Raw genomic sequence first — 20076 nt, 5'->3', positions numbered from 1 at the left:
CAAGGTGGAGATATTAACGCTTGGGTATTAGGCGAAACGGCTACTTTTGATGGCAGTGGTTCTACCGATGCTGATGACGATGATTTGCAATACCGCTGGACATTTTCACGAAGTGGTAAAGATGTTGAAACTATAGGTAGTAATGCTGTTATTGAAAATCCAAATCAGGCTATTGCCTCTTTTACTCCAGATAAGATAGCGACTTATTATGTTGAATTGACTGTTTATGATGGTACAGAAGTTGTTCGAAGTAGTACTAATGTTATTAATGTGAATACATTGCCTGAAGGTCATGTTAATACAGCACCTGCCGCTATAATTGGAAAAAACTGGTACACCGGTACTTATGAAATTGAACCAAGCTCCGGTGTTTCAATCAATACAGATGGCTATGATAAAGAAACTAGTTCTGCCTATTCTTTAGTTAGAGAGTGGTCTATTACTAGCGCACCGGATGGTTACGATATTGACGCTGCTAATGTTGAGTTGACAGGTGTGGCTGTCTTTTCTTTAAGGTTTGATATTCCTGGTACTTATACCTTAAAACATAAGCTATCTGATGGTGAATTTTATAGTGAAATTGAACAAGACTTTGAAGTTTTATATGGGGCGAATAACGCACCAGATGCAGTTGCTTCAACTTCAACTAAAGCGCTTAATTTTATGGTTGAGGATACAATTACCTTTGATGCGAGTGGCAGCACTGATGACAGAGATCATCAAATGTCAGCATTTGATTGGGTATTGGTTGATAAACCAGATGGCAGTGAAGCTGAATTAGTGAATGCAGATACTGAAACCCCAACTTTAACTTTAGACAAAGCGGGTCCTTATTCAGTTAAATTAAGAGTTCAGGATGCGTTAGGGGCTTGGAGTGGTTATACAGATCGCCTTACCGTAAAAGCTAAATCTGAAAATAATGCGCCAATATCACGTCCAATCATTAACTTTGAGTATGATGAAGAACAACCATTTGTGATTTATCCAACAGTCGATCCTCAAGTCGAGGATTGGGATTCGAGTGACGCAGCGCTACAACCATGGGAATATCAGTATTTATTTAATACTGGTGTGACCTTTTCCGGTGATGCCTATGACCCAGATGGCGATAGTGTGGTGTATTTATGGAGTTTAGTAAATGAACCGCAGAGTGTGGCCTATGCTCGAACAAAAAATATGTGTCTAAATGGTTATCTAGTAAATGCTCAAGGCGAATATAAAACCCCACAAGAGCTTTATGAGTATGTCATTAACTTGAAGGAATGGAGTTGTGCCAATGTTGCTATTTCACCTGCAACAGAGGGTAATTATGAGTTACAACTCATCACGACTGATGGTATGAGTGAAACTTCACCGGTTAATATCAGTTTTCCTGCGGTTTACCGAGCGAATTATCCAACGCTATTACTAGAGGATGATTATAGTAGTGAAATAAACTCTGCAGATACAACTTTATCTCAATCTGATTATTTAGATCGCCAACTCATATTTCCATATCATTTTATCCAGCTATCAAGCTTTCCAGTCTTTGATAATCAACTTGTGTTTGGTACAAGTCAAATGATTAAACGTTATCAGTTATCGGCTTTTGATCAGGATTATACGATTACTAATTTACAGGCGGTTTCTCAGGCAGAAGGCGGTTATCAAGTATCTTTTAGTGGTTTAACAGATGGCCAAGTTATTAAACAGGGTGAATCTATTTTCTTTGAGTTAATCATTACCTCACCAGATGAAAAGCCGGATGAACTTGTAATGAGTACGGATATGGGCGCTTTTACCTTAGTCACTAGAGATAATCAGGCTCAAGGCATCAGCTTTAGTTTTGAAATAGCTGAAAAAACTGGTTGGACATTTACATATGAGCCTTATATTTTTCTGGCTGATTGCCAAGGGTGTGGTGTTTTTTTTAACTGAGTTCATATAACTTTTTGAGTAAGCAACTAAAACTATTAGCCTTCAATACTTTATTTAAATAGAGTGTTGAAGGCTTTTTTATTGGCTGTCTACTCGTGCCCAAAGTTAAGATTTTTTTAATTTAACTGAAAAAAATAAGCCAGCTAATCGTTATTTAAGTTAAAGGCGTTATTAAATCACCAAAGGAATTATCCATGACATCGACTTATTCAAACGATACTATCAACTCTGAGCAAACAGCGCTGCTACGGACAAAAAAGTTGGATACATTAACCGATGCCCAACATCGAGCTTTGCATGTAATTGTGGCTAGAGCAAACCCGTTTGCCAGCCGTGAAAATTTTGCGATTTGGGTCAGTGTGCAATATCAATTTCAAAAAATGATATCCAACTTATATTCAAATCCGACACTTAAATCTTTATTACCGGATTTAGAAGATCGAAGCCGGTTAACTGCTGCCGAAGCGGATTTAAAAGATTTGGCTCACCCAATACCTGACGTGAGTTTGGTACATGTGGATGACTTTTCAACTTCAGAAGCTTTAGGCTGGTTATATGTTTCCGAAGGTTCGACTTTAGGCGCGGCAAAATTAAAGAAAAAGGCAGCGGATTTATTAGCATTATCAGATAAATTTGGTGCACGGCATTTAGCAGCGTCACCAGACGGTCGAGCTAAAAGCTGGAAACGCTTTACTGATGTGTTAAATCAATTACCTATGAGTGATACAGAAGAGCAAAAAATGGCGTTGGCAGCACAGGATGCTTTTAATTACTTTGCTCTGGCATTGCAGCAAGCATACGGTTTAGATGAATAGGCAGTATCAAACTATCATTTTATGATGCAACTACTTAGTTGCAATAGCTCCATAATATTAGAATGAGGCAGGTTTTGTTTTCATTCTAGTATTTAATTTCAGCTCGGTTTAAGCTGAAATTAAAATAAATTCGAACTGATTAAATCACCTACCTGAATGTTCTCGAGCCGCTGATTATTTTTGGTTTGGGCAAGAGCTGAATGGGCATACACCTGAGTAACTTCCACTTCGTAATGACTGACGATAAAATTAGGGCGTACTTTACCTTGTCTGTCGGTAAAACTCGCTTGATGCAGAACTTTAAATTTATCACCGGCTTTAACCCCGTTTTGGCTGCCTAAGTTAAACCGTAATTGATTGTCTGCTACATCAATTACTTTGGCATTAGCCGATTTACATCGCATAGAGGCTTCTATTTCGTTGAGTGATTTATCTAACTGGCTGTTAATTGCTGCGCCGTATTCGCTTTGCCAAAAGCGGCGGCTGTTAATATCAACAGTTTGTTTGGTGTCAAAACTCCAGCTTGCATCTGTTTGATAAGTAAACGTATTTACTTTTTCACCGCGGTAAGCATCATACAGTTCAATTTGCATATCAAAATATCTATGTGCCTGCTCACCGGTTAGCCAGTTGGTCATTTTATTATCATTATATTCTATTGATAAATCGGTTAACCTGCCGGTGAGTATATATTGAACATCACTATGCTGAGCTAAGTTATCCAGCATAGCCCGATTTAGCTGACCTGTTATATTTTGCTGTACATTGGCAAATTTCATCGGCGATTGATAATAATCCCTGACATCTAAACTGCTGGATTGATTAGTTAATGCCTGATACAGAGTTTCACTGACTTTATTGCCAAGTTGGTAGATTCCACCAATTTGAGCTTGCGCTTGATGGCTAATCACAAAAGGGATCACAGCTAACGATTTACGGTAAGCAGCGGTCATACATTGCCTCTCATCGGCAAAAATATCAGCACGGATAGTCACATTTACGCTGCTATTGCTCCAGTCTTCAGATAAAATTTCAATATCATTTACAACCCCGCTGCTGCGAACCATAAATAAATCCTGAGTTAATAAGCCGTTTCTAACTTGCTGAATACTGGAGATAGACGCACCGGAAAACAAAAGAGCTTCTTTAATGGCTTCATCCACTGCTTTTTTTCGGGCGGAGGTTTTATCTCCTTGGTGAATCTTAGCGACCCCTGTTGTTTGATACCAAGCTGCTAAACAAACACCTGGCATACTAAATAATATTAAGCTGCTTATTATCGAATTGACTAATATGGATTTTTTAATATTTAATATATTCATTGCTGGTGTCTTATCTCTATTTTAGCTAGCGTCAAAAATATAACTGTTGAGGTATATTTTTGGCTAAAGCCTGATTTATAAATGCTGATTACAGGATAAAGCGAAATTTATGCCAATCTTTTTTATCTTTAATCTAAGGAAATTTTTAGATAATAATCAATCACTAAACTAAAAAGTAAAGTGTCAAAAAATAGTTGGAATTGATTTTGCATCATTGATAACCAAAATTAGTCTAAACAGCTTACTAATAGACTTATATTCAGTATATACAGAGGTCGGTTAAATGAAAAATACGGCTAAATTTGGTGGTTTGATCACTTTAATGCTCGCTGTAATGGGTTGCACAACTCATTCTGTTAACAGTTATATGGTGCCTCAAACACCAGCAGGGCTTAATCAAAATACAAGCCAGCCAGCTCAGGTCAGTCAATTATCTATTAAAGCTTATAGCTATATGTTGGCCGATGAATTGTTGGCACCTCTTGCCGGAAAAACTTTAAATGGAAAAATTGTAGTTGCCCAGTTTGTTGAGCAAGCTTCCCGTCTAACAACTCAGGATTCATCTCAATCTTTAGCAGGAGTCGGTGGGCAATTAGCCGAAAGTTTTATTTATGAGCTGAATAAACGTGGTTATAAAGTGACTGATTTTAAATTGCGATCGTCTATTCAATTAAACCAGCAGGGTGAATCTGTATGGAGCCATCAATTAGCAGAGCTTAAACAGCAGGTGGATGCAAAGTATGTTGTGTCAGGCACATTAACCCCACATGAAAATGGCGCTGTAGTAAATGTTCGGATGATGGAAATGGCGAACGGCTCTGTATTAGCAACGGCTCAGGGCTTTTTACCCGACAATTTATTTTGGAGCAGTGAAAAAGTGACGACCCGTGACGGCATGTTAATGCACAGAGGCGAATCAAATAGAGTGGTAGGTGGAAACAATGAAACTTATTTTTAAAATATTGTGTTTAAGTGTATTGCTCACAGCATGCCAAAACTCAGCTAACTTAGTACAGCTCAATAAATATAATGAGTGGGAATACCAGTTACCGGAAGAAGATTACATAGTAACCGCAACCGGTTATGCCCCTATTGATAGCCAGTTAGGCGACGATAAGACTATAAAAATGCTCAAAGCGATTAAAGTATCTAAGCTGGATGCGTATCGCGATCTGTCAGAAAAAGTTCATGGTTATCGTTTAAATGCCGATGTAACAGTGAACGATTTAATAATGGGCGATGAAAAGTTAAGAGCTTCAGTTCAGGGTGTAATTAAAGGAGCTCGTCTGGTAAAAGCTTATCCGTTAGACGGCGTTTATATTACCGAGCTAGAACTTAATTTAAGAGATTTATATCGGGTGAGTGCATTTACAAATGGTCAGACCCGAATTATTAACTCTAAATATTTTTAGTACCAATAAGCAGAGGAAAACACAATGAAACAGCTAACGATTGCCGCGGGTGTCTTAGCCTTGACTGCATGTCAGTCAATTACTGATTGGCAAGCAAATGAAACAGAGCAACAAACTGATCAACAACTCAGTTTGCAAAATGAATTATTTAATGGCCATCAGGATGCTGCGCATCTTAACCAATGGGCGAGAAACCCTCATAGTTATATTAATCAGGTGACTGCTCATACCCGTTCAGACAGCAGTTTAAGTATTAGTGATTATGTTGAATCAATGTCGCTTAAACTGGTTAAAAATATGCGTTATGTGACAGATAAAACGCCGGTAGCGGTGACCAGCTTTGTTGCGGTTGATTCTAACTTAGAAGAGACTAATTTATTAGGTAAGCACTTAGCAGAAAGCTTTCAGCATAACATGCAAAACTTAGGTTTGTCGGTTATTGATTATAAAGCAACTGGCACTATTCGGGTAACCGAAAGCGGTGACTTTGCGTTGAGCCGAGATATTGATGAGTTACGACATAACCATCCTATAGAATATGTGTTAACCGGCACTTTTACTTATAAAGATAATGGGGTTGATATTTATGCCCGAGTGATTGGTGTAGAAAGCCGTGCGGTTGTTGCATCTGCGCAAGGTTTTATTCCAAGTGCGGTCGCCGAGCAATTAATTCCTGCTAAACAAAGAGCTGGGATAAATTTAGCCAGCCAATAAGTTATTCGTTTTCCTCTTTAAAATTGATGCGCTGTCGGTATTTTTATGGCGGCAGCTCATCAATTTCCAACACAACAAACCCAAGCATAACTGCCGGTTTTCAGTTTTAAATTAGATTGTTGCTCATTTTGAGTAGTGAAAGCATTTAAAATCGAGAAAGCAAATACCCACTTTTTTCATCTATAAATTGTGTCGTTTAGACAAGACAAGTATTTATACCGCTATTTTACAGGGTTAAAACACCAAACCATATATTTATGCGGGAAAGCTTAAGTGGAATAAAGCGAATAAAATTAGGCTTTAATACCTTTACCTAATGTTTGCGTTTTAGCCTGACCTTGCTTGTCATAAGTCATAGCATCTGCATTTTTGAGGGATAAAATTGATTGTTTTAAGCGTAAAACATTATTTAAACTTGTGCGAATAACCCGCTCATTGATTAAGCTTTGGGCTTTTACTTGCTCAAGATCTTGCTCTAGTTTAGCAACCTGCTCAACAAACTCTGGTGTTTGTTTAAGCTCAGATAAATTATCCAGTTGAGCAATTTGCTCGTCTGTTTGTTTAATTTTGTTTAACAGCTCATCTTTTTGAACCGCTATTTGATACACAAGATCCGATTTACGTTGTTTAAAAGCCTCTAATTCATCGGCTAATAATTGTAAAAACGTATTAAGTTGAGATTCTTGAGTTGCTAATAGCTGATTACCTTGATTCATGTTCAACAAACCTTAAATAAACAATTAAAGGCCGAATAACTTACCTTCGCTTGCAATAATATTATTCGCTAACTTTTCAGCGTTCACTTTATACTCACCAGAAGCCACTGCTTTTTTCAATCTATCGACTTTTTCTTGATCAAAACCAGTAGAGTTTGCAGCTTTTTTAGTTAAGTTATTTAAGTTCTGTGCTGTTTGAGTTAACGACACTGAGTCTTGTCTAGGAGCACTTGTGCTTGCTGCCTGTTGTGCAACCTGATTCGCTTGCTGATTATTAGCTTGTTGGTTTTGCTGCGTTTTTTGCGCATCAACAGCTGTTTTCCCAAGCTGATTGTTGTTTAGGTTATTTAGATTAATTGCCATATCTATACCTATTAAATGATTACCTTGTTTAATGTATCGGCTAGTCGGTCTAAAACTTTAGCCATAAAACAAAGAAGCATCATAAAAAAATCTGAACTTCGCCTACCGAGCTAACTCTGCCTTGTATTATACGGTTTGAGCTGGTGTTTCTAACACTCACGGTTTCGCCATAAGTAGCATCAGCCATAGCAACACCGGATGCTTTTACCGATAAACCGGAAGTAACTGCCTCTATTGTAACCATTTCGCCGCGACATACAAAGCAAATATTCCGGCTGATAATCGCCTGACCAGATTTTATCTGACGCTTAGCTTTGCTGCCAATAATCGTTTTTTTATCTGCGATAAACCCGCTGCGGGAACGATTTTTTTCTAACAGTTGAACTTGCACATCGGATTCACTAATGGTTTGGCCTGACTCTATATACTGGCTAGCAACTATAACGGGTGTCATTATTTTGACTTGTACCGGCACATATAAAATCCACTCACTATCCGCATTACATTTTACTTTTACTGTCATGTGACGTGAATAGGCGTTAAAATTAGGCACTTCTGCAACTAATTCGCCGTTGCAGGGGTTTATATTTAGACGCGAATCAATTTCCGATGCATAAGCTTTGAGTGTTTCATCTGCTTGTGCCGGATAAATCGATTCTACATGCTCTGCGGCAAGCTGTTCAATTTGCTTTTTAGTATACTGAGTTGCCAAACTATGGCCTGAAAATAGGGTTAAACTGGTGAATAACCAAGCAATTGTTGTTTTCATGTTTTAACCTTAATAAATATATGCGACTTTTTATATAATCGACTATGCTTACTCTAAAAAAAACGTTATAAATGAAATAAAAACAAATGTTTTCTGACGAATATCCGTGTTATTGCGCCATAAATCATGCTATTGATAAATATTAAAGCAATAATTACACCAATATTTTGCCGAAGTGACAGGTGGAGAAAAAACTATGGCTGGCGTATTAGATTCTGTTAATCAACGAACTCAGTTGGTTGGTCAAAACCGATTAGAACTTCTTTTGTTTAAATTACAGGGACGACAAAGATTCGGAATTAATGTATTTAAAGTAAGAGAAGTTTTACAGTGCCCCAAATTAACTTCTTTACCTAAACGAAACCCTTTTATTAGAGGGGTTGCGCATGTGCGTGGACAAACCATTTCTATTATTGATCTTAGTTTAGCAACTGGCGGCCCTGCCATTGCGGATATCAAAAACTGCTTTATTGTGATTACCGAATATAACCGTTCGGTGCAGGGCTTTTTAGTATCGTCGGTTGAACGTATTATTAATATCAATTGGGAGTCTATTTTACCACCACCAAAAGGGGCAGGGCGTTATAGTTATTTAACTGCGGTGACCGAGGTGGATAAAGAGTTGGTTGAGATATTAGATGTAGAAAAAATTCTTCACGAAATCACGCCAATTGATGCCACGGTGAGTGAAGAAGTTATGCAATCAGCCGTGTTTGAAAAAGACTTCTCTAATAAAATGATCCTGATTGCGGATGATTCATCAGTTGCTCGGAACCAAGTTAAACGAGCTTTGGAAGGCTTTGGTATTGATCTTCAGCTTGCTGTTAATGGTAAAGATGCTTTGAATAAATTAATTGAAGCATCTAAAGAAACTGGAGAAGTAACAGATAGAGTCGCATTGCTTATTTCAGATATAGAAATGCCAGAGATGGATGGCTACACCTTGACAGCTGAAATTAAAAATAATCCTAAACTAAAAAATTTAAAGGTAATATTACATACCTCTTTGAGTGGTGTTTTTAACCATGCAATGGTTGAGAAAGTTGGAGCAGACGACTTTATCGCTAAATTCAATCCAGATGAATTAGCCGGTGCTGTACAGAAATGGTTGAATGTTTAATCTAGGGAACATTTGTGCTTGATAAAGATATAAGCTCTGAAGATTACAAAAAGTTTTGTATTTTTTTAGAACATCAGTGCGGTATTGTTTTAGGCGATAATAAACAGTATTTAGTTAAAAGTCGTTTAACGCCGTTAATGAATAAGTTTGAGGCAGCCAGTTTATCTGAAGTGGTAAACCGGTCTATGAGCATTACTGAACGGCAACTTCGTGCCGCTGTGGTAGATGCAATGACGACCAACGAAACTCTTTGGTTTAGAGATTCTTATCCGTTTGAAGTATTAATTAAAGATATTTTTCCTCAATATGATAATAAATTTAAAACTGTAAAAATCTGGTCTGCTGCCGCTTCTTCTGGGCAAGAACCATATTCTATTGCGATGTGTTCGGCTGAACATCAACAACGAAAAATGAATGCTTGTAAAGTTCAAGTGCTGGGTACCGATATTTCTCCAAGCATGTTGGACCTATGTAAAAGCGCAACCTACGATTCATTAGCGCTTGCCAGAGGCTTATCGCCCCAGCGTAAACAACAATTTTTTGAACCTGCAGAACAAGCTGGCTATATGAAGCTCAAACCTAATGTGACTCAAATGGTTAGTTTTCGTCAAATGAATTTACTTGATAGTTATAGCTTATTAGGTAAATTTGATATTATATTTTGTCGTAATGTACTGATTTATTTTTCAGCACAAAATAAAGCTAAAATTTTAAAGCAGTTTGCACAGGCACTTAATCCAGATGGTTATCTGTTTTTAGGCGCATCAGAATCTATTTCAGGTTTAAGCGAAGATTTTGTTATGCAAAGATGTAATCCTGGCATTGTTTACCGCTTAAAAAACAAATAATTTGTTTGCCGCTTTTTAAATTAAAGCGGCAATGCTTGTCCTTTCGCTATTTTTCCTCTCATTTTTACCCTTTCTTTCTGTTTTTAACTTTCTGAAATTAAAGCCTATTTTAAATTTGTTTGTGGTGGTTTTTATTGTGGCATTCTATTTGCTTTATCCTAACTAAGTTAGTTTAGGAGACAAAATAATGGCGATTTCATTTGAAAAAGCCTTTGGTGTACATCCACAGGCACTCAAGTTAAGAACCGAGCGTTCAGAAGTATTAGCAAGCAATATTGCAAATGCAGATACGCCCGGCTACAAGGCAAGGGATTTTGATTTTAAACAAGCTTTGTCTGGTGCTAATCGGCAATACACCACGTCGCTTGAACGAACCAATGATAAACATATTGCTGTGAGTAGCCAGATGAATGACGGCTTGCAGTACAGAACACCCGATCAACCGGATACTGGCGATGGCAATACGGTTGACTTACAAGCTGAGCGAAATGAATTTTTGCAAAATCAACTGAGATTTAATGCAAGTGTTCAATTTATGTCAGACAAAATTAAAGGTCTTCAAAAAGCAATTAAAGGTGGGCAAGCATAATGAGCAGCTTATTTAATGTATTTGATATTTCAGGCTCTGCGATGAGTGCGCAGTCGGTGCGGTTAAACACAACCGCGAGTAATTTATCTAATGCGAATAGTGTCAGTTCTTCAGTTGATCAAACCTACCGCTCCCGCCAGCCGGTTTTTGCTGCTGAAATGTCTCGCGCGCAAAGCAATATGGAAAGTTCTGAAAAGGTTGGCGTAAAAGTATTAGGCATTGTTGAAAGCGACAAACCTCTACAGGTGGAATATAACCCAAATCACCCTATGGCAGATAAAAATGGTTATATCTATAAACCAAATGTAAACGTGATGGAAGAAATGGCCAATATGATTTCGGCATCACGAGCTTATCAAACCAATATTCAAATTGCCGATGCAGCCAAAAAAATGTTATCCCGCACTTTGCAAATTGGTCAGGGTCAATAAGGTAGCTTGAGATGAGTACAGTAGATACTTCTTATGTTGATTCGTTAAAGTGGAATAACAAAACTACGACAACATCGACCACCGAAACCTCGTCAGATAAAGCATTGGGACAGGAAGATTTTTTTGCATTGTTAACAACACAGTTAGCAGCTCAAGATCCAACTAATCCAACCAGTAATGACGAAATGATTTCGCAAATGACGAACTTCACCATGGCCGAAGGGATTACTGAGTTGGGAACAAAATTTGACAGTTTTACCAGTCAATTTGCTGAGTTTTTAGAAAATACCCAAGCCAGTCAAACCTCTAATAAAGCTTTACAGGCTTCCTCTATGGTGGGGCAAACTGTTTTAGTTGAAAGTAATGAAGTGCCTCTATTTCAATTTGATGAAGAATCATACGGAATGTCAGGACAGTTAATGATGGAAAATGGTATGAATGATATTCGTATCGAAGTCAAAGACAGCTCAGGTAAAGTAGTTAATACCATTGAAGTTGGCGCAGTTAGTGAAGGGCCGGCCGGTTTTTATTGGGATGGGATGGATAAAGACGGTAACCAAATGTCGGCTGGTGTTTACACTTTAAATGCAACGGGTATAGATGCAACAACAGGTAAAAGAGCTGATATATCTGTCGGTGCATATACCAGTGTTAATAGTGTTAGTTTTGGTAGTGGAAATAGCTTGTCGTTAAATTTAGCCGGACTCGGCAGTGTAACGATGGATGATATTCTTGAAGTCGCATCTTAAGCGGCAGTAACTTAAAGAGGTGAATAATTATGTCTTTTAACATTGCGCTTAGTGGTATTTCGGTTTCGCAAAAAGATTTAAATACAACCGCAAATAACATTGCAAACTCCAATACAACCGGTTTTAAAGGCTCGCGCGCAGAATTTGCTGATGTTTTTGCTAGTAGTGTATTTGGTGGTGGTAAAACTAAAGTGGGTGACGGTGGTTTAACTGCGGTTGTTGCCCAACAATTTAGTCAAGGTAGTTTAAAGTTTACAACTAACTCATTAGATTTAGCGATTACAGGTAATGGCTTTTTTGCGACAACGCCTGAGTTAACATCACGTGAGACAACTTTTACCCGTGCTGGTAATTTTAAACTGAATGATGATAATTTTGTGGTCACTAACCAAGGCGACTATTTACAGGTTTACCCAGTAAATGAAGATGGCACATCACAAGGGGTTTCGTTAAGTACAACAGAGGCGCTACGTATTCCTGATTCAGCCGGTGTACCGGTTGAATCTAGTGAAGTAGAAATGACTTTTAATGTTGACTCAACTTCAACTCCATTAGATCCTACCTTATTTAATCCAAATGATAATTCTACTTATCATGCTTCATCATCTGTTACTGTGTATGATTCTTTGGGTGAAAGTCATATCCAAACAACTTATTATGTTAAAGATGAAGCTGGTGCAACCGCTTCACCACCAGTTAACCGATGGTATGTTTTCATGTCTCTTGATGCGGATGATGCTGGAAATCCTACACCTGTTGATTTGAATGGTGTTGCGACTGGTGGCGCTGCAAATGCAGGTGGACAAGTTACTGCAGCTCCGACTGGATATCCTATTAATGGCGGTGGTGGTAAAGGTGATGGTAATTTCGTTGGTGTGCCAATTGTTTTTAATAACCAAGGTGAGGTTGAATCTATCAATGGCTATGTTCCAGGTGTTGATGCTCAACCTTTTATTCAAACACAAGTATTGGGGCCAGATGTAGCGTCAGGTCAAGCAGGGGTTTTGACCAATGGTGCAAATCCAGCTCAACAAATTATTCTTGATTTTGAAAATCCAACTCAATTTGCTTCAGCATTTGAAGTGACTTCGCTTGAGCAAGACGGTGCTACGGTTGGTCGTTTAACTGGCGTAAGCATTGGCGATGATGGTTTGGTTTCTGCAAATTATTCAAACGGTACGGTTGATTATTTAGGTCGAGTTGCATTAGTTCGGTTTGCAAATGAGCAAGGTTTACAACAAATTGGGAATACCAGTTGGAAAGAAACCATTAACTCAGGTCAGGCGCTTGCCGGTGAAGCTAATACGGGTACTTTTGGAACAATTGTTTCATCTGCACTTGAGCAATCTAATGTAGATATTACCCAAGAGTTAGTAGACTTGATTACTTCACAGAAGTCATTTCAGGCTAACTCAAGAGCCTTAGATGTTAACTCGCAGCTACAGCAAAATATTCTGCAAATTCGATAAACTAGTCGCTCATTTTTTATCAGTCAAAGCCGCAAAATTATTGCGGCTTTGTTATTTTAAACACCTTTTATTTTACCTGTGTCAAAACTTAACCTCACCCAAGATACTAAAATAATTTATTTAAATTCATTGTCTTAAAAAATATTTTTTTAGTTTTCATTTATTGGTATAAGGATTGCTTTATTTAAAGTATGTCAAATTATCAACGGTCAAGATTATGGATAAAATGTTATATGTTGCAATGAGCGGTGCTAAGCAAAATTTGCTTAATGTTTCAATGCAAGCCAACAATTTAGCCAATGTAAAAACCATAGGGTTTAAAGCCGATTTAGCACAGGCCAGAAGCATGCAAGCTTTTGGTGAAGGCTTGCCAACTAGGGTATTTTCAATGACAGAAAGACCGGCTTCTAACATGGAAGGCGGCGGCATTATTACCACAGGTCGGGATTTAGATATAGCGATTCAAGGTGATGGTTGGATGGCAGTGCAGGACGCTCAAGGCAATGAGGCATATACCCGAGAAGGTAATTTACAGATTACCCCTGAAGGGATGTTAACCACCGCCAGAGGAAACCCCGTTTTGGGTGAAGGTGGCGTCATTATTTTGCCAGTGCCGGTTGATAAAGTTGAGATTGGTGACGATGGGTCAATTGTGGTTAGACCGCAAGGCGCACCAGCCAATTTTTTAGAAGAAGTTGACCGAATTAAATTAATTAAGCCGGATGATAAATTTGCGCTTGATAAAAAGAATGATGGTTTGTTCAGACCAAAAGATCAGCAAGAATTTGCTCAATGTGGATTTTGTGAAGCCTCACCAGATGTTCGAATTCTGAAAGGCGCGCTTGAGTCCAGTAATGTCAATGCTGTTGGCGCTATGGTTGAAATGGTTTCACTACAACGACAGTTTGAAATGCAAACCAAAATGATGAAACAGGCTGAAACAATAGATCAGCAATCTGACGCATTATTACGAGTATTTTAATTGAGCTAAGGCTCAGGAGGTTTATATGCACTCAGCACTCTGGATAAGTAAAACTGGCTTAGATGCAACTCAAACCGATATTTCGGTTATTTCAAATAATTTAGCGAATGCCAGCACAATTGGCTTTAAAAAAAGCCGAGCTATTTTTGAAGACTTGTTATATCAAAACATTAACCAGCCGGGTGGGCGTTCGTCTCAAGATACTGAATTACCAAACGGTTTAATGTTGGGGGCGGGTGCTAAAGTATCAGCTACACAAAAAAGTTTTACTCAAGGCAATATGCAAACGACAGAAAACTCATTGGATGTAATGATTCAAGGGCATGGGTTTTTTGAGATATTACAGCCTGATGGCACCATTGCTTATACCCGCAACGGACAATTTACTTTAGATGAAGAAGGTCAAATGGTTACCTCGGGGGCTGGTTTTTTATTACAACCTAATATCACAGTACCAGAAAATGCTCAGTCAATTACCATTTCGCAAGATGGCGAAGTATCCGTCACTTTACCCGGCGAAGCGGATAACGCGGTAATTGGGCAGTTAACCATTTCTAACTTTATTAATCCGGCTGGTTTACAGCCAATAGGTCAAAATTTATATCGTGAAACTGCAGTCAGTGGCGCGCCGGTGCAAGGCGTTCCGGGGGTTGATGGTTTAGGTACAACGGTACAGGGTGCACTTGAAACCTCAAACGTAAATGTAACAGAAGAGCTGGTTAACTTAATTGAAAGTCAGCGCGCATTTGAGATGAACTCAAAAGTTATCTCAGCAGTTGACCAAATGTTGGGTCAGGCTGTTCAGCAGCTTTAATTAATATGATTTGGAGCAGAATAATGAAACCATTCAATTATATGTTAAGCAGTGTATTGCTTGGTTCGGCGCTGTTGTCCGGTTGTTCGTCAACCCCGTTAAACGATCCTGAACCGGATGACCCTATGTATGCACCGATTGAAGCCGCTCCGCCTATGGCGCAGATTGTGCCGGATGGTTCATTATTCAGCGAAATTGCTAATAACAATATTTATTCTGACAGTAAAGCACGCCGAATTGGCGACATTATTACAGTTATGCTGGAAGAAAGTACATCGGCATCTAAAAAAGCCAAAGCTGAATATGGCAAAGAAAACGATATTAGCATGCAGCCTTTTACCGCTTTTGGTCGTAACGTCACTTTTAAAGGCAACCCGATAGATTTGGGATTAAGTAGTGAAACCGAATTTAAAGGTGATTCAAAAGCCGACCAAAGTAATAGTTTAAGTGGACAAATTTCGGTGCATGTCACCCGCATTTTGCCGAACGGTAATTTAGTGGTACGCGGTGAAAAATGGCTCACGTTAAATACAGGCAAAGAGTATATTCGTTTGACCGGTACACTCAGACCAGAAGATGTTAGCAGTGCAAACACGGTTGCCAGTAACCGGATTGCGAATGCAAGAATTGAATACAGCGGCACAGGCTCGTTTGCTGATGCCAATAAACAAGGCTGGCTATCTCAATTTTTCTATTCGACTTGGTGGCCTTTTTAAGAGGGTTGTATGATGAAATCAGTTAATCAATGGGTGTTCAGCCTGCTCGTGTGTACTGGGCTATTATTCAGCTCTTATGCCAGCGCTCAGCGGATTAAAGATTTAGCCAGTATTCAAGGCATCCGAAATAACCAATTAGTTGGTTATGGTTTGGTGGTTGGTTTACCTGGAACGGGTGAGCAAAGTCCATTTACTGAGCAAAGTTTTCGTACCATGTTGAATAATTTTGGAATCTCAATGCCGTCAAGCGTTAAACCCAAAATTAAAAACGTAGCAGCGGTGGCGGTGAGTGCAACCTTACCTGCATTTGCTAAACCGGGTCAAACTATTGACGTAACGGTTTCTTCTATTGGTAGTGCGGGCAGTTTGAATGGTGGTACTTTATTACAAACTTTTTTAAAAGGGGTTGATGGTAAAGTTTATGCAGTTGCTCAAGGCAGTTTAGTAGTGGGCGGTTTTGGTGTGCAAGGGGATGATGGTTCCAGAATTATTGCCAATACACCAACTGTAGGTCGAATTGCTAACGGTGCTTTGGTTGAACGTGAAGTTATTACCTCTTTAGGAAATGGCGACCATTTAATCTATAACTTGCATCAACCGGATTTTACAACGGCGAAACGTTTGGCTGATGTAATTAATCAGTTAGTGGGCCCAAAAACGGCGACCGCGGTTGACGCGACTTCTATTCAAGTAATGGCACCAAGAGATATTGGTCAGCGAGTTTCGTATATTTCTACGATTGAAAATTTAGAATTTACCCCAGCAGATGCCCCTGCCAAAGTTATAGTTAATTCGCGTACAGGCACTATTGTGATCGGTAAAGAAGTAAGATTAAGACCAGCCGCAGTTACCCATGGTGGGTTAACCGTGACTATTGCGCAAAACCAACAGGTAAGCCAGCCTAATGCATTTGCCGAAGGCGAAACCGTTGTTACCAAACAGTCGATTATTGATGTGGCGCAAGATGATACCAGAATGTTTGTATTAGACACTGGCGCATCATTAGATGAATTAGTTAGAGCAATGAATGAAATTGGCGCAGCACCGGGTGATTTAATGGCAATTTTAGAAGCTTTAAAAGAAGCTGGTGCATTACAGGGTGAGTTGGTTGTTATCTAGCCAACACATTTCAGGCAAAGCGAGATGGATAAAATAGAACAAACTCAGCTTTATACCGATTTTGCAGGCTTAGACGAGCTGCGAAAAGGTGGCCTTAATAACGATAAAGCCGCATTAAAAAAAGCCGCGCAGCATTTTGAATCTATTTTTATGAAAATGATGCTCAAAAGTATGCGGCAGGCAGAGGAAGTATTGGCTGATCAAGACAGCCCTTTTAATAGCCAAACCGCTAAATTTTATCGTGATATGCATGATGACCAACTAGCCGTTAATTTATCTCAAACCGGCGCTTTAGGTTTGGCCGATTTAATTGTTGAGCAGTTAGACCCAAACTCACAAACCTATAAAAATGCAGATGTATTACGCAATAACGCCAGCTTGCAGCAAGCATTAAATAACCCAATGCAAAGCTTTAATTTAAATCAAAAGCCGGAGCGAGATGAAATAACCGATTTAGCTGACTTAATGAATGTTGAGCAGGCAAATCGTTTTCGTGCTGCAAACGCTAAATATCAGGCAAATTACGAGTTAGATGCTTTAGCTGCTATTAATCAACCACAAACAGACATTTCATTTAATTCAAAACAAGATTTTGTGGATACTCTAATGCCAGTTGCACAAAAAGTAGCTGATAAATTAGGTTTATCGCCCGTCGCTATGATAGCTCAGGCTGCGCTTGAAACTGGCTGGGGACAAAAGATGATCCAAAATGCAGATGGCTCAAACGCGCTGAATTTTTTTGGGATTAAAGCTGACAGCCGCTGGGCAGGTGATAAAACCAATGTGACCTCGTTAGAATACCGAAATGGAGTGGCGGTTAGAGAAAAATCTAACTTTAGATCATATCAGGATATAGAACAGGCGCTCCAAGACTATACTCAGTTTATTAATGATAATCCCAGATATAATCAGGCACTTTCTGTCGCGCATGATCCAAATGCTTATGTTACTGAACTACAAAATGCAGGTTATGCGACAGATCCTAATTATGCTCAAAAAATACAGACAATCTTAAAAGATTCGGTATTTGAACCTTATATAAATATGCTAAAGTTTTAGGCAAGTAAGCCGATATTTAATTAACTCAATGTCATTTTAGGTTAAAGTTTGGTCTAAAATTAAATTAATTGTGTTTGTATTTTTCATAATCAGGTAATCTCAATGAGTTCACTATTACAAATTGGTAGTTCATCTTTATTAGGTAACCAAAGCCAATTAGCAACCACTAGTAATAATATTGCTAATCTCAATACGCCTGGTTATTCACGCCAACGTACTGAATTTGCTAGTTATGTTGAGTGGGGGGTGGGTCGCTCTCAAGTAACTCGTTTGTTTGATCAATTTGCAATTGATCAATACCGCAGAGACACTTCAGAGCATGCTAAACTAAAAGCATTATCTGATAATACATCCATTTTAGACACTTTATTTTCTAATGACTCAACAAGTGTTGCCAAAGGCATTGATAGTGTTTTTGCTCGTTTACATGAAGCCGCAGATGATCCTACTTCTTTAACGCCAAGACAGTTAGTTATTTCTGATTCTCAAGCTCTCGTTGATCGTATGCAAAGTTTATCTGACCGTGTACTGGAACAGGAAAAAGTTGTAAACGAGGAGATTAAACTACAATTAAATGAGACAAATTCTTTAATTAAGTCCTTGTATGATATAAATAAAGCGGTTGTTACTTCAAAAAAAGTGGAAGTTACAGGTCAAGCTTCACCTGAGTTATTAGATGAGCGTGATGAAATTGTTCGTCAGTTATCTGAAAAACTCAATGTTCAGCCACTTGAAGATAAAAGCGGCGCTATTTTATTAAATACTCAAAATGGTCAGCCTTTAGTCACTAACGGCCATTATTTTCAGTTTAAAGCTGTCAACGGTGATCCGGATCCAACCCGCACAGAAATTGAAATTCAAGCCAGTAATGGTACATCAAAACGCAGTTTTAATACCGATGGTTTGGGTGGCGAGTTAGGTGGCTTAATTGAGTACCGAGAAAACGTATTAGACGAAACGGCTAACTCTTTAGGGCAGCTTGCAATTGCTTATGCTGACGCAATGAACGAGCAAAATAAAAAAGGGGTTACCTTAGATGGTGAATTGGGTGAAAATGTTTTTAACATTCCAACTACCACAGCCTTAGGTTATCGCGATAACAGCAGTGCAAATCATAATATTGAAGTAGGTATTGAGGCTGGAAAAGGTGGCAGTGTAACTAATTTTGATTATCAAATCACTTTTACCAGTGCAACTGAATATACAATCCAAGCGTTTCAAGGCGGCGAAGCTGTAGGCAATGTGACAGGCCCATATACTAATACAACATTACCAGATGGTAGCCAAAGTACATCACCAGAATTACCTGACGGTTTAACGCTTAATTTAGAAGCGGATGGTGCTTTTGTTGAAGGTGATAAATTTTTAGCCAGACCAACACGCTTAGCTGGTGTTCAAATTGAATTAAATATTAATCGACCAGAGCAACTTGCACTTGCTGCCCCCGTTACTGTTGAGAACCCAATTGATAATTTAGGGTCAGCAACGGCGAAATTAACTGATATAACCTCAACAGATACCAGTAATTCTCCAGTTAATATGTCAGCTTTTGACGGTGCTGGAAACTTAGATGCAGATGCGCCAGCAAAGGTAATTTATACCTTAACTGGCGAATACGAAGTTCAGGATAGTTCTGGCAATGTTATTGGTACTGTGAGCAGTGGTGATAATATTATGCAGCAGTTAAGAGATGCCGGAACATGGCCAGCCAGTTCGCACGGTGCAGATTATCCTGGGTATGAAATTAGTGTATCAGGTAAAGCAGAAGCCGGTGATGAGTTTAATATCGCTTATAATTCTGATAGCTTAGATGATAACTTTAATGCTCAAAAATTAACTGATTTACAATCAAACGATACCATGCGACGTAATGTTACAGGTTCAGAAGAAAATACCTTAACGTTTAATCAAGCCTATTCTAATTTAATTGGATTTGTAGGCGATACAGCTAATCGGGCGAATATAGATTTAGCCGCGAGTGAAAGTTTACTATTGCAATCTGAAACCAGAGTGCAAAATATGGCTGGTGTTAACTTAGATGAAGAAGCTGCCGATTTAATTAAATTTGAGCAGGCTTACAATGCATCAGCCCGAATTATTACCGTTGCGCAAACGATTTTTGACTCCTTATTATCTGCGGTGAGGGCATAAT

21 protein-coding genes are annotated in these 20076 nt (G+C 38.7%); 17 read left to right on the top strand and 4 right to left on the bottom strand.

The features are described 5' to 3' along the window. Both N7931_RS12490 and N7931_RS12485 read left to right on the top strand, forming a co-directional pair. On the top strand, positions 1-1917 hold a 1917-nt coding region (locus tag N7931_RS12490), incomplete at its 5' end, for a PKD domain-containing protein (protein ID WP_262794504.1). A 194-nt stretch (positions 1918-2111) separates the two neighbouring features. Continuing rightward, entirely contained in the window at positions 2112-2732 is a 621-nt protein-coding gene (locus tag N7931_RS12485; RefSeq protein WP_262794502.1) for a biliverdin-producing heme oxygenase, read from the top strand. A gap of 119 nt (positions 2733-2851) precedes the next feature. Here the strand turns inward: N7931_RS12485 and N7931_RS12480 are convergent, their stop codons facing one another. Then, positions 2852-3985 carry a flagella assembly protein FlgT gene (locus N7931_RS12480; RefSeq protein ID WP_262794501.1) on the bottom strand — a complete coding sequence of 378 codons (1134 nt, stop codon included), beginning with the start codon at positions 3983-3985 and terminating at the stop codon, positions 2852-2854. 352 nt (positions 3986-4337) lie between these two features. On the opposite strand from N7931_RS12480, the gene N7931_RS12475 reads away from it, so the two are divergent. Genes N7931_RS12475 through N7931_RS12465 form a run of 3 tightly spaced genes read left to right on the top strand, consistent with a single transcriptional unit; the run spans position 4338 to position 6180 of the window. Continuing rightward, positions 4338-5012, top strand: a complete 675-nt coding sequence (locus N7931_RS12475; protein WP_262794500.1) for a FlgO family outer membrane protein — start codon at positions 4338-4340, stop codon at positions 5010-5012. After that, on the top strand, positions 4996-5466 hold the full coding sequence (locus N7931_RS12470; protein ID WP_262794499.1) for an LPP20 family lipoprotein: 471 nt from the start codon (positions 4996-4998) through the stop codon (positions 5464-5466). Before N7931_RS12475 ends, N7931_RS12470 begins: the two co-directional genes overlap by 17 nt. A 24-nt stretch (positions 5467-5490) precedes the next feature. Beyond that, on the top strand, positions 5491-6180 hold the full coding sequence (locus N7931_RS12465) for a FlgO family outer membrane protein (RefSeq protein ID WP_262794498.1): 690 nt from the start codon (positions 5491-5493) through the stop codon (positions 6178-6180). A gap of 293 nt (positions 6181-6473) precedes the next feature. On the opposite strand, the gene N7931_RS12460 is transcribed toward N7931_RS12465, so the two are convergent. The 3 genes from N7931_RS12460 to flgA all read right to left on the bottom strand — a co-directional run bounded on the left by N7931_RS12460 (position 6474) and on the right by flgA (position 8028). Beyond that, positions 6474-6896: a flagellar protein FlgN gene (locus N7931_RS12460; protein WP_262794496.1), complete on the bottom strand. Its 423-nt coding sequence runs from the start codon at positions 6894-6896 to the stop codon at positions 6474-6476. Positions 6897-6920: 24 nt separating this feature from the next. Then, positions 6921-7253, bottom strand: coding sequence for a flagellar biosynthesis anti-sigma factor FlgM (gene flgM / locus N7931_RS12455; RefSeq protein ID WP_262794506.1), 333 nt, complete (start codon positions 7251-7253; stop codon positions 6921-6923). An 85-nt stretch (positions 7254-7338) separates the two neighbouring features. Next, the gene (gene flgA, locus N7931_RS12450; protein ID WP_262794494.1) at positions 7339-8028 is read right to left on the bottom strand and encodes a flagellar basal body P-ring formation chaperone FlgA; all 690 of its coding nucleotides are present in this window, start codon (positions 8026-8028) and stop codon (positions 7339-7341) included. A 196-nt stretch (positions 8029-8224) separates the two neighbouring features. Here flgA and N7931_RS12445 point away from each other — a divergent pair, with 196 nt between their 5' ends. The 12 genes from N7931_RS12445 to flgK all read left to right on the top strand — a co-directional run bounded on the left by N7931_RS12445 (position 8225) and on the right by flgK (position 20075). Further along, positions 8225-9148: a chemotaxis protein CheV gene (locus N7931_RS12445; RefSeq protein ID WP_262794493.1), complete on the top strand. Its 924-nt coding sequence runs from the start codon at positions 8225-8227 to the stop codon at positions 9146-9148. Between the two features lie 14 nt (positions 9149-9162). Continuing rightward, positions 9163-9996 carry a CheR family methyltransferase gene (locus tag N7931_RS12440; protein WP_262794491.1) on the top strand — a complete coding sequence of 278 codons (834 nt, stop codon included), beginning with the start codon at positions 9163-9165 and terminating at the stop codon, positions 9994-9996. A gap of 187 nt (positions 9997-10183) precedes the next feature. Then, positions 10184-10585 carry a flagellar basal body rod protein FlgB gene (gene flgB, locus N7931_RS12435; RefSeq protein WP_262794489.1) on the top strand — a complete coding sequence of 134 codons (402 nt, stop codon included), beginning with the start codon at positions 10184-10186 and terminating at the stop codon, positions 10583-10585. Continuing rightward, entirely contained in the window at positions 10585-11016 is a 432-nt protein-coding gene (gene flgC, locus N7931_RS12430) for a flagellar basal body rod protein FlgC (protein ID WP_262794487.1), read from the top strand. The genes flgB and flgC overlap by 1 nt, the downstream gene beginning before the upstream one ends. Before the next feature lie 11 nt (positions 11017-11027). Further along, positions 11028-11765, top strand: a complete 738-nt coding sequence (locus N7931_RS12425) for a flagellar hook assembly protein FlgD (protein WP_262794485.1) — start codon at positions 11028-11030, stop codon at positions 11763-11765. A 29-nt stretch (positions 11766-11794) separates the two neighbouring features. Continuing rightward, a complete protein-coding gene (gene flgE / locus N7931_RS12420) occupies positions 11795-13234 on the top strand; it encodes a flagellar hook protein FlgE (RefSeq protein WP_262794483.1) in 1440 nt (479 codons plus the stop codon). Between the two features lie 217 nt (positions 13235-13451). Beyond that, entirely contained in the window at positions 13452-14216 is a 765-nt protein-coding gene (locus tag N7931_RS12415) for a flagellar basal body rod protein FlgF (RefSeq protein ID WP_262794481.1), read from the top strand. Positions 14217-14241: 25 nt separating this feature from the next. Next, complete coding sequence (gene flgG, locus N7931_RS12410) at positions 14242-15030, top strand: flagellar basal-body rod protein FlgG (protein WP_262794479.1); 789 nt, start codon at positions 14242-14244, stop codon at positions 15028-15030. Between the two features lie 23 nt (positions 15031-15053). Then, entirely contained in the window at positions 15054-15746 is a 693-nt protein-coding gene (flgH, locus tag N7931_RS12405; protein WP_262794477.1) for a flagellar basal body L-ring protein FlgH, read from the top strand. Positions 15747-15755: 9 nt separating this feature from the next. Continuing rightward, complete coding sequence (locus N7931_RS12400) at positions 15756-16865, top strand: flagellar basal body P-ring protein FlgI (RefSeq protein ID WP_262794475.1); 1110 nt, start codon at positions 15756-15758, stop codon at positions 16863-16865. A 24-nt stretch (positions 16866-16889) separates the two neighbouring features. Next, entirely contained in the window at positions 16890-17924 is a 1035-nt protein-coding gene (gene flgJ, locus N7931_RS12395; RefSeq protein ID WP_262794473.1) for a flagellar assembly peptidoglycan hydrolase FlgJ, read from the top strand. A 102-nt stretch (positions 17925-18026) separates the two neighbouring features. Further along, positions 18027-20075 carry a flagellar hook-associated protein FlgK gene (gene flgK, locus N7931_RS12390; protein WP_262794471.1) on the top strand — a complete coding sequence of 683 codons (2049 nt, stop codon included), beginning with the start codon at positions 18027-18029 and terminating at the stop codon, positions 20073-20075. The last annotated feature ends 1 nt before the right edge of the window (position 20076 follow it).

The sequence above is a fragment of the Catenovulum sp. 2E275 genome, assembly GCF_025515275.1.
Classification (GTDB): Bacteria; Pseudomonadota; Gammaproteobacteria; order Enterobacterales; family Alteromonadaceae; genus Catenovulum.
This window is presented reverse-complemented; position numbering and strand designations above follow the sequence as displayed.

What these genes read in the sequence shown, in the direction of transcription:
- N7931_RS12485 (WP_262794502.1), top strand. Translation starts at nt 2,112, where the DNA reads ATGACATCGACTTATTCAAACGATACTATCAACTCTGAGCAAACAGCG.
- N7931_RS12480 (WP_262794501.1), bottom strand. Translation starts at nt 3,985, where the DNA reads ATGCCAGGTGTTTGTTTAGCAGCTTGGTATCAAACAACAGGGGTCGCT.
- N7931_RS12475 (WP_262794500.1), top strand. Translation starts at nt 4,338, where the DNA reads ATGAAAAATACGGCTAAATTTGGTGGTTTGATCACTTTAATGCTCGCT.
- N7931_RS12470 (WP_262794499.1), top strand. Translation starts at nt 4,996, where the DNA reads ATGAAACTTATTTTTAAAATATTGTGTTTAAGTGTATTGCTCACAGCA.
- N7931_RS12465 (WP_262794498.1), top strand. Translation starts at nt 5,491, where the DNA reads ATGAAACAGCTAACGATTGCCGCGGGTGTCTTAGCCTTGACTGCATGT.
- N7931_RS12460 (WP_262794496.1), bottom strand. Translation starts at nt 6,896, where the DNA reads ATGAATCAAGGTAATCAGCTATTAGCAACTCAAGAATCTCAACTTAAT.
- flgA (WP_262794494.1), bottom strand. Translation starts at nt 8,028, where the DNA reads ATGAAAACAACAATTGCTTGGTTATTCACCAGTTTAACCCTATTTTCA.
- N7931_RS12445 (WP_262794493.1), top strand. Translation starts at nt 8,225, where the DNA reads ATGGCTGGCGTATTAGATTCTGTTAATCAACGAACTCAGTTGGTTGGT.
- flgB (WP_262794489.1), top strand. Translation starts at nt 10,184, where the DNA reads ATGGCGATTTCATTTGAAAAAGCCTTTGGTGTACATCCACAGGCACTC.
- flgC (WP_262794487.1), top strand. Translation starts at nt 10,585, where the DNA reads ATGAGCAGCTTATTTAATGTATTTGATATTTCAGGCTCTGCGATGAGT.
- N7931_RS12425 (WP_262794485.1), top strand. Translation starts at nt 11,028, where the DNA reads ATGAGTACAGTAGATACTTCTTATGTTGATTCGTTAAAGTGGAATAAC.
- flgE (WP_262794483.1), top strand. Translation starts at nt 11,795, where the DNA reads ATGTCTTTTAACATTGCGCTTAGTGGTATTTCGGTTTCGCAAAAAGAT.
- N7931_RS12415 (WP_262794481.1), top strand. Translation starts at nt 13,452, where the DNA reads ATGGATAAAATGTTATATGTTGCAATGAGCGGTGCTAAGCAAAATTTG.
- flgG (WP_262794479.1), top strand. Translation starts at nt 14,242, where the DNA reads ATGCACTCAGCACTCTGGATAAGTAAAACTGGCTTAGATGCAACTCAA.
- flgH (WP_262794477.1), top strand. Translation starts at nt 15,054, where the DNA reads ATGAAACCATTCAATTATATGTTAAGCAGTGTATTGCTTGGTTCGGCG.
- N7931_RS12400 (WP_262794475.1), top strand. Translation starts at nt 15,756, where the DNA reads ATGATGAAATCAGTTAATCAATGGGTGTTCAGCCTGCTCGTGTGTACT.
- flgJ (WP_262794473.1), top strand. Translation starts at nt 16,890, where the DNA reads ATGGATAAAATAGAACAAACTCAGCTTTATACCGATTTTGCAGGCTTA.
- flgK (WP_262794471.1), top strand. Translation starts at nt 18,027, where the DNA reads ATGAGTTCACTATTACAAATTGGTAGTTCATCTTTATTAGGTAACCAA.